This is a genomic window from Bacillus horti (genome assembly GCF_030813115.1).
Lineage (GTDB): Bacteria > Bacillota > Bacilli > Caldalkalibacillales > JCM-10596 > Bacillus_CH > Bacillus_CH horti.
Window position 1 is genome coordinate 312,121 of the sequence record NZ_JAUSTY010000004.1, and the last position, 6,895, is coordinate 319,015.

General features: G+C 41.6%; 7 protein-coding genes. 6 read left to right on the forward strand and 1 reads right to left on the reverse strand.

What is annotated here, in order from left to right; all coding sequences use genetic code 11:
• Positions 1-97 precede the first annotated feature (97 nt).
• Together J2S11_RS06625 and J2S11_RS06630 are read left to right on the forward strand one after the other, a co-directional pair.
• Positions 98-1,132: a fumarylacetoacetate hydrolase family protein gene (locus tag J2S11_RS06625; RefSeq protein ID WP_307392562.1), complete on the forward strand. Its 1,035-nt coding sequence runs from the start codon at positions 98-100 to the stop codon at positions 1,130-1,132.
• A gap of 12 nt (positions 1,133-1,144) precedes the next feature.
• Positions 1,145-2,299: a homogentisate 1,2-dioxygenase gene (locus J2S11_RS06630; protein WP_307392564.1), complete on the forward strand. Its 1,155-nt coding sequence runs from the start codon at positions 1,145-1,147 to the stop codon at positions 2,297-2,299.
• A gap of 170 nt (positions 2,300-2,469) precedes the next feature.
• Here the strand turns inward: J2S11_RS06630 and J2S11_RS06635 are convergent, their stop codons facing one another.
• Positions 2,470-2,775, reverse strand: coding sequence for a PepSY domain-containing protein (locus J2S11_RS06635; protein ID WP_307392566.1), 306 nt, complete (start codon positions 2,773-2,775; stop codon positions 2,470-2,472).
• A 204-nt stretch (positions 2,776-2,979) separates the two neighbouring features.
• On the opposite strand from J2S11_RS06635, the gene J2S11_RS06640 reads away from it, so the two are divergent.
• The 4 genes from J2S11_RS06640 (at position 2,980) to J2S11_RS06655 (ending at position 6,647) form a co-directional block, all read left to right on the forward strand.
• Positions 2,980-3,735 (forward strand): 7-carboxy-7-deazaguanine synthase QueE, encoded by a 756-nt coding sequence (locus J2S11_RS06640; RefSeq protein ID WP_307392567.1) that lies wholly within the window; start codon positions 2,980-2,982, stop codon positions 3,733-3,735.
• A gap of 70 nt (positions 3,736-3,805) precedes the next feature.
• Positions 3,806-4,477 (forward strand): 7-cyano-7-deazaguanine synthase QueC, encoded by a 672-nt coding sequence (gene queC / locus J2S11_RS06645; RefSeq protein ID WP_307392569.1) that lies wholly within the window; start codon positions 3,806-3,808, stop codon positions 4,475-4,477.
• 152 nt (positions 4,478-4,629) lie between these two features.
• Positions 4,630-5,286 (forward strand): spore cortex-lytic enzyme, encoded by a 657-nt coding sequence (gene sleB / locus J2S11_RS06650; protein ID WP_307392571.1) that lies wholly within the window; start codon positions 4,630-4,632, stop codon positions 5,284-5,286.
• A 290-nt stretch (positions 5,287-5,576) separates the two neighbouring features.
• Positions 5,577-6,647, forward strand: coding sequence for a M42 family metallopeptidase (locus J2S11_RS06655; protein WP_307392573.1), 1,071 nt, complete (start codon positions 5,577-5,579; stop codon positions 6,645-6,647).
• The last annotated feature ends 248 nt before the right edge of the window (positions 6,648-6,895 follow it).

The window sequence follows — 6,895 nt, forward strand, 5'->3', positions numbered from 1 at the left end:
TTCGGTAGTACCTCGTGTCTATAGGCATTGTAGAATCTGCGAAAAGAATCCTTGAGGTTCTAGGGAAGTTGCCAAAAGTTTGAATTGGAGGGAAAGCATGAAGTGGCTGACGTATCGACATCCTTCCACAGGTGAGCAGAGAGCAGGGTATTTGTGGCAGAGCTATATCATAGACTTTGAAAAGTCCCTGCAATTTATTGTGACCTTGCAAAAGCAGAGATCCGAACAGAAAAATATACCATTTGAACAAAAGCTAATAGAAAAGTCTTCCACTATTCAGAAGTTTCCAATCACCCTGCTTGGCTACTTGGAGCATCAAGAGACGTATAAGCCGTGTTTAAAAGCTTTGGAAACAGAGTTTATGAACTGGGAGGAAGAGGAATGGAAGCGACAAATAGAAGCCGAGTCTCCTTGGGTTATTGCATTTGACGCAGCCCTTTTGTCTGCTCCACTCCCTAGACCTCCTAGCTTTCGAGACTTCTATGCCTTTGAGGCGCATGTGCGGAACGCTAGAAAGCAAAGAGGCTTAGATATGGTTCAGGAATGGTATCACTTTCCTAGCTTTTACTTTAGCAATCATCAATCAATCCTTGGACCAAATGAGGAGGTCGCTTTCCCTTCCTCTTCAGTGAAATGGGATTACGAGCTAGAGGTGGGCATTGTAATTGGTAAGCAGGGCAGGAACATATCACGTGAAAAGGCCATTGAGCATGTCTTTGGCTTAACGATTGTAAATGATTGGAGTGCAAGAGATTTGCAGGCAGAGGAAGTGAAAATCGGCTTAGGACCAGCTAAAGGAAAGGATTTTGCCACCACCATGGGACCCTTTGTTTCGACGGTGGATGAATGGCAGGATCGCAGACAGGGTGAGCATGTGCAGCTTAAAATGGAGGCATATGTAAACGGAGAAAGAACGTCTACTGGTGACCTGAATCAGCTCTACTTTTCCATACCTGAACTTATCGCTCGGGCATCACAGGATTGTACCTTGTACCCGGGGGATATATTGGGAACAGGGACTGTAGGTACTGGCTCATTATTAGAGCAGGGCAAAGACTGGTTGAAGGCTGGTGATCAGGTTACCCTGAAGGTAGAAAGAATCGGTTTTCTAGAGAGTAGAATAAAAGCGTAAAGGAGGCATGTCATGCCTTTTTATCATAAGCTGGGCCAAATCCCAAATAAGAGGCATACTCAATTTCGAAGGGCAAGTGGAGAGCTATACTATGAAGAAGTGATGGGAACTAGAGGGTTTTCTGGTGTGCAGAGTATTCTATATCATTTACATCCTCCTACGAAGGTCAAGGAGGTTAAAGCAAAGGGAACGATCAGCTATGACATGGAAGCGCAGCCTCTTTTACAGCATAGACATTTTCGTACAAAAGGGGCTGAGTGGAAAGGGGACCCGATTACCGGAAGGCAGTATTTTTTGGCGAATGAGGATGTTCAGATTGGACTTTGTACTCCAAAGGAAAATATGAATTACTTTTATAAGAATGGACTTAAGGATGAATTGATTTTTGTTCATGAGGGATCTGGAGTTTTAGAAAGTGTCTTCGGCAGTCTTGCTTTTAAGCCTGGAGATTATATTGTGATTCCTATCGGTACAACATACAAAATGGTACTTGAAGGTGAAGGACATCGCTTTCTTGTAGTTGAATCAAATAGCCGAGTTGAGCCTCCCAAAAGGTATCGTAATGAATATGGACAATTGCTAGAACACTCCCCGTATTGTGAAAGAGATATCCACATTCCTACGTGGGTAGAGCCAAGGGAGGAAAAGGGTGAGTTTGAGGTAAGAATTAATTTGGATAATCAGGTTACTTCCTATCTGTTTGAGCATCACCCATTTGACGTTGTAGGCTGGGATGGCTACCTATATCCTTGGACTTTAAGCATTCATGACTTTGAGCCCATTACGGGGAGAATCCATCAGCCGCCACCTGTCCATCAAACGTTTTCAGGGAACAATTTTGTAGTCTGCTCCTTTGTTCCTAGACTATTTGACTATCACCCTGAGGCTATTCCTGCTCCTTATGCTCATAGTAATGTAAATAGCGACGAGGTTCTCTATTATGTGGAGGGGAATTTCATGAGTCGTAAGGGGATTGATCAAGGCTCGTTTACGCTACATCCTTCAGGAATACCACATGGCCCACATCCAGGAACCATTGAAGCTTCAATAGGTAAAAAAGCTACAGAGGAGTTGGCCGTGATGATTGATACGTTCAGGCCACTACACGCCACATCCTTAGCCCTTACCTTTGAAGACCCTAAGTACATGTCTAGCTGGAATGATTAGAAGAACAAATTAGGGCTATTAACATGAAGAAATAAAATACAGATCATGGCTTGCTTCAGTTTTTTAAGCAATGAGCTTTTTAGATTTGAGCTCCCATGATCTGTAGTTTAGATTCGGTAATTTGTTGAATTTTTTCCGTGAACGCTTATGTAGCTGTTATCTTTGGTTCATTATGACTGTAACTCAAGAATTGTCCCCGTATCTGCATCCACTTTAAAATCAATGTAATGAGGGTTTCCATCCTTTAACGTGGTAAGTCCACCCTGATAGATATTATACGTTAAACCGTTAAACTCCTCGGCTATAGGTTCAATCTGAATCCAGCTTCCCATAATACTCATTTTATCCTTATACTTCTTTTTGATTTGAGCCAGTGCTTTTTCGGGTTTTACAAATTTAGTTTCAGAGCTCTTAATCACTACATAACTAACAGCTAAACCAGCTGCCACACCTAGCAAAAATCTACCTAATTTCATAAAAGAACCTCCTTGCTCTAATAGTATAGACAAAAGCTGTAGCATTTCATAAAATTATGATAAACTATGAGTTTGAATGATTGAAAGTAAGCCATTAATCACAGAATGACAGTGGAATTCATTATACGTATATCAAATAGTATATCCTAATCATTAGCATGAGTCATTATTAGCGATAGAAAATCACTTTAAGGAGGTTTTTTTGTGTTCACTCAAGTCCTTCCAGATTTACTTTGGAACAATAAGACTTACACACAAGAACAGGTCCGAAACTGGAAGGTTCCTATGGTTGAAATCTTTGAAACGGTTGAAGGGGAAGGGATGAAGGCCGGCTTTCCGACCGTATTTGTTCGAGTGTTTCACTGTAATTTACGCTGTACCTGGTGTGATACACCTTATAGCTATGCTCCTGCCGAGCCAGAATATGAAGCAAGTATTGCAGAGCTGGTAGCCGACGTGCAGAAGTATCCGAGTCAATCCATTTGCTTTACTGGAGGAGAGCCCCTTATTCATCGGGAAAAATCAGCAGGTATTATTCACTCTCTTAGCTATTTGGATCACATCGAAGACATTCATATTGAAACAAATGGGGCTATTCCGATAGAAACGTTTGCCAAAAGTCGTGCTGCTGATGCTAAGTGGAAGCAAAAGGTTAGATTTGTCATGGACTACAAGCTTCCTGATAGTGGGGAAATGGATAAGATGGTATACGAGAATTTTAAATGGCTGCAAAAGCAGGATGAAATTAAGTTTGTGATCGGGACGGATCAGGACTTTGAGGTGGCTCTTGAGGTGCTAGACAAATACCATGAAGAGGGACAGGTATTAATGAGTCCAGTATGGGAAACGATGCCTCCACATAAATTAGTGGAAAAGGTGCTAGAACGAAAGCTCAGCCATGTCAAGGTTAGCTTGCAAATGCATAAAATCATATGGGACCCTAACCAAAGAGGAGTTTAACAGGGTAGCTTGTTAAACATGAAAAAGAGATATTAGAAAAATAATCTTGAAAGACAAGGAGTTTAGATGGATGGAGAAAGCTGTCATTGTTTTGAGCGGAGGACTAGATAGTACGACATGTATGGGAATAGCCAAGGAGCAAGGGTATGAGCTGTACCCAATTACATTTCACTATGGTCAAAGACATAATAGAGAAGTAGAGCAAGCGAAGAAAGTAGCAGAGTATTATAAAGTGAAGGATCATCGTATTGTTAATCTGTCCTTTTTGAAGGAAATTGGCGGGAGTGCGTTAACGGACGAGGAGCTAGATGTGCCAACGGAAGGTGAAGAGGGAGGTATTCCCATTACGTATGTCCCTGCTCGTAATCTTATCTTCTTATCCTTAGCCACTGCTTATGCAGAAGTAGTAGGAGCAAAAGCAATCTATATAGGTGTTAGTGCTGTTGATTATAGCGGATATCCAGACTGTCGTCCTGAATTTATATCTAGCATGACAGAGACGATTAATCTAGCCACTAAAGCAGGACAAACTGGAACTGATCTACAGATTGAAACACCGATCATCCACTTGTCAAAAGCAGATACGATTCGCCGAGGTATGGAGCTTGATGTTCCCTACCAGTTAACAACTTCTTGCTACAATGGAGAAGAGGTTGCTTGTGGCGTCTGTGATAGCTGTCGCTTACGTTTGAAAGGCTTTGAAGAGGCTGGCTACTCAGATCCGATTGCCTATCAAAGCTAACGATCAGAAAAAAATGGTTGGCCAACCAACAATCTCATATTGAGTTCTTTTTGGAACCTCTCTATACTAGTACTAGTCTTTTTCATAGTGAAGAAGACTTTTTCTTTTGCCTACTGCATACAGAACTTTAGAAAAGAATAGGGAGGGATTTGATGCAGTTTAATCGCACATGGAAAATCAGTATGGCTTTACTTTTAATCATCAGCTCTATACTGGCTTTTCCAGTTCAAGATATTGAAGCTACCGGGCAGCAATTGAAGCAAGGAGATCGCAATGGGTATGTGTGGGATCTTCAGCACCGCTTACAGCAGCTTGGATACTATAAATTTGCACTAGACGGATTATTTGGTTATCACACGAAAGAAGCTGTTATGCTTTTCCAAAGCAGCTATGGACTTGTATCAGATGGAGTGGTTGGAGAGCAGACTTGGAATACACTACGCCGTCATACGTATACTCAGGATGAAATTGAGATGCTTGCCAAGGTTGTTTATGGTGAAGCACGTGGGGAGCCATTTGAAGGAAAGGTGGCTGTTGCAGCTGTAGTATTAAATCGTATAGCTGCAGGAGGTTTTCCTGATACGGTGAAAGAAGTTATTTTTCAGCCAAGAGCGTTTACTGCTGTGGATGATGGACAGTATTATATGACTCCAGATCGGGATGCTTATCGTGCTGTATACAATGCTATTCAAGGCTGGGATCCTTCAGGAGGAGCACTTTATTATTTCAATCCCCAAACGGCTACATCTTCATGGATTTGGTCTAGAACACAGATGGGGCAGATCGGGAAGCATGTTTTTGCTTATTAGTTTTCGTTAATTTCCTGATTTTAAGGGAATGGTAATTTAAAACAAATAGAAAACAAAATGAAAGAACGATAGATAAAATTGATTCTTAAATGCTAAGTTGTTTTAAGTAGGTAGCTTCCTTTATATCAGGTAGGCTACCTCTTTTTTGACTGGACCAAATAATGGATCTATTTTTTATTTCTCTATCTAAGCATTTCTTTCGAGGCTCGAATTATGGTACAGTATAAAGGAGCTATAGATACATACAGTAAGGAAAGCAAAGGTAAGTAACGGAAGGAGCTGTATCAATCATGAATGAAAAAACATTTCAATTATTTAAAAAGCTGACAGAAACTCCAGGAGCACCAGGCTTTGAGCATCAGGTCCGTGCTTTAATGAGAGAGGAGCTCAGTAAGTATACGGATGAAATCGTACAGGATGGACTTGGTAGTATCTTCGGTGTGAAGCGTGGAGATGAAAAAGGTCCTACTGTTATGGTAGCCGGTCATATGGATGAAGTAGGCTTTATGGTTACTCAAATTACAGAGCAAGGCTTTATTCGCTTCCAGACCCTAGGCGGATGGTGGAGTCAGGTTTTATTGGCTCAGCGTGTTCAGATCATAACGGATAAGGGAGCTGTTGAAGGGGTAATCGGATCAATTCCTCCACATGTGTTAACAGACGAGCAACGCAATAAACCAACGGATATTAAAAATATGTTTATTGATATCGGGGCGGATGATAAAGAGGATGCTGAGAAGATTGGTATTCGTCCGGGACAGCAAATCGTTCCTGTATGTCCATTTACTCCACTTGCTAATCCGAAAAAAATCATGGCTAAAGCATGGGATAATCGCTACGGCTGTGGTCTTGCAATTGAATTGCTAGAAGAACTACAGAATGAATCCACTCCAAACGTATTATATTCAGGAGCCCACGTTCAAGAGGAGGTTGGATTGCGTGGAGCAGCTACCTCAGCGAACATGATTCAGCCCGATATCTTTTTTGCTTTAGACGCCGGTCCAGCTAATGATATTCTTGGTGTCTCTGATGGCTTCGGGAAGATCGGAAAAGGAGCCTTATTACGGATTTATGATCGTTCTATGATTACACATAAAGGTCTTAGAGAATTTGTGTTAGATACAGCTGAGACGGAAAATATCCCTTATCAGTTCTTTATTTCTCAAGGTGGTACAGATGCAGGAAGAGTGCATATAAGCGGAAATGGTGTACCTTCAGCTGTTATTGGTATCTGCTCAAGATACATCCATAGCCATGCCGCGATCGCTCATGTTGATGATTATGCAGCAGCGAAGCAGCTTTTAGTAAGTTTGGTTAAGAAGATGGATCACTCTACTGTAGAGACGATTAAGAAGGGCTAATAAAATTAGTGAAAACAAATTAGAGCAAGCTCATGAAAAGAGGCTATTCCAAAGTAGATTTCTACATTAGGGATAGCTTTTTTTGTACTATGCGTGCCCAGCAAGCCGTTAATTGCTAGTCGGTGGAAGTCCGATCTAAGTAAGAACCAAGTCGCTTAGTAGCTGACAGGCAACTGGTGGAGAAATCCTAAGGTTGAAGCCCTGTGACAAAGCAATTCCGTAAGGAATGCGAGCAACCTAGCAGGTTG

Excerpts from the sequence above, each read along its gene's own strand:
- J2S11_RS06625 (WP_307392562.1), top strand. The coding sequence starts at position 98 with ATGAAGTGGCTGACGTATCGACATCCTTCCACAGGTGAGCAGAGAGCA.
- J2S11_RS06630 (WP_307392564.1), top strand. The coding sequence starts at position 1,145 with ATGCCTTTTTATCATAAGCTGGGCCAAATCCCAAATAAGAGGCATACT.
- J2S11_RS06635 (WP_307392566.1), bottom strand. The coding sequence starts at position 2,775 with ATGAAATTAGGTAGATTTTTGCTAGGTGTGGCAGCTGGTTTAGCTGTT.
- queC (WP_307392569.1), top strand. The coding sequence starts at position 3,806 with ATGGAGAAAGCTGTCATTGTTTTGAGCGGAGGACTAGATAGTACGACA.
- sleB (WP_307392571.1), top strand. The coding sequence starts at position 4,630 with ATGCAGTTTAATCGCACATGGAAAATCAGTATGGCTTTACTTTTAATC.
- J2S11_RS06655 (WP_307392573.1), top strand. The coding sequence starts at position 5,577 with ATGAATGAAAAAACATTTCAATTATTTAAAAAGCTGACAGAAACTCCA.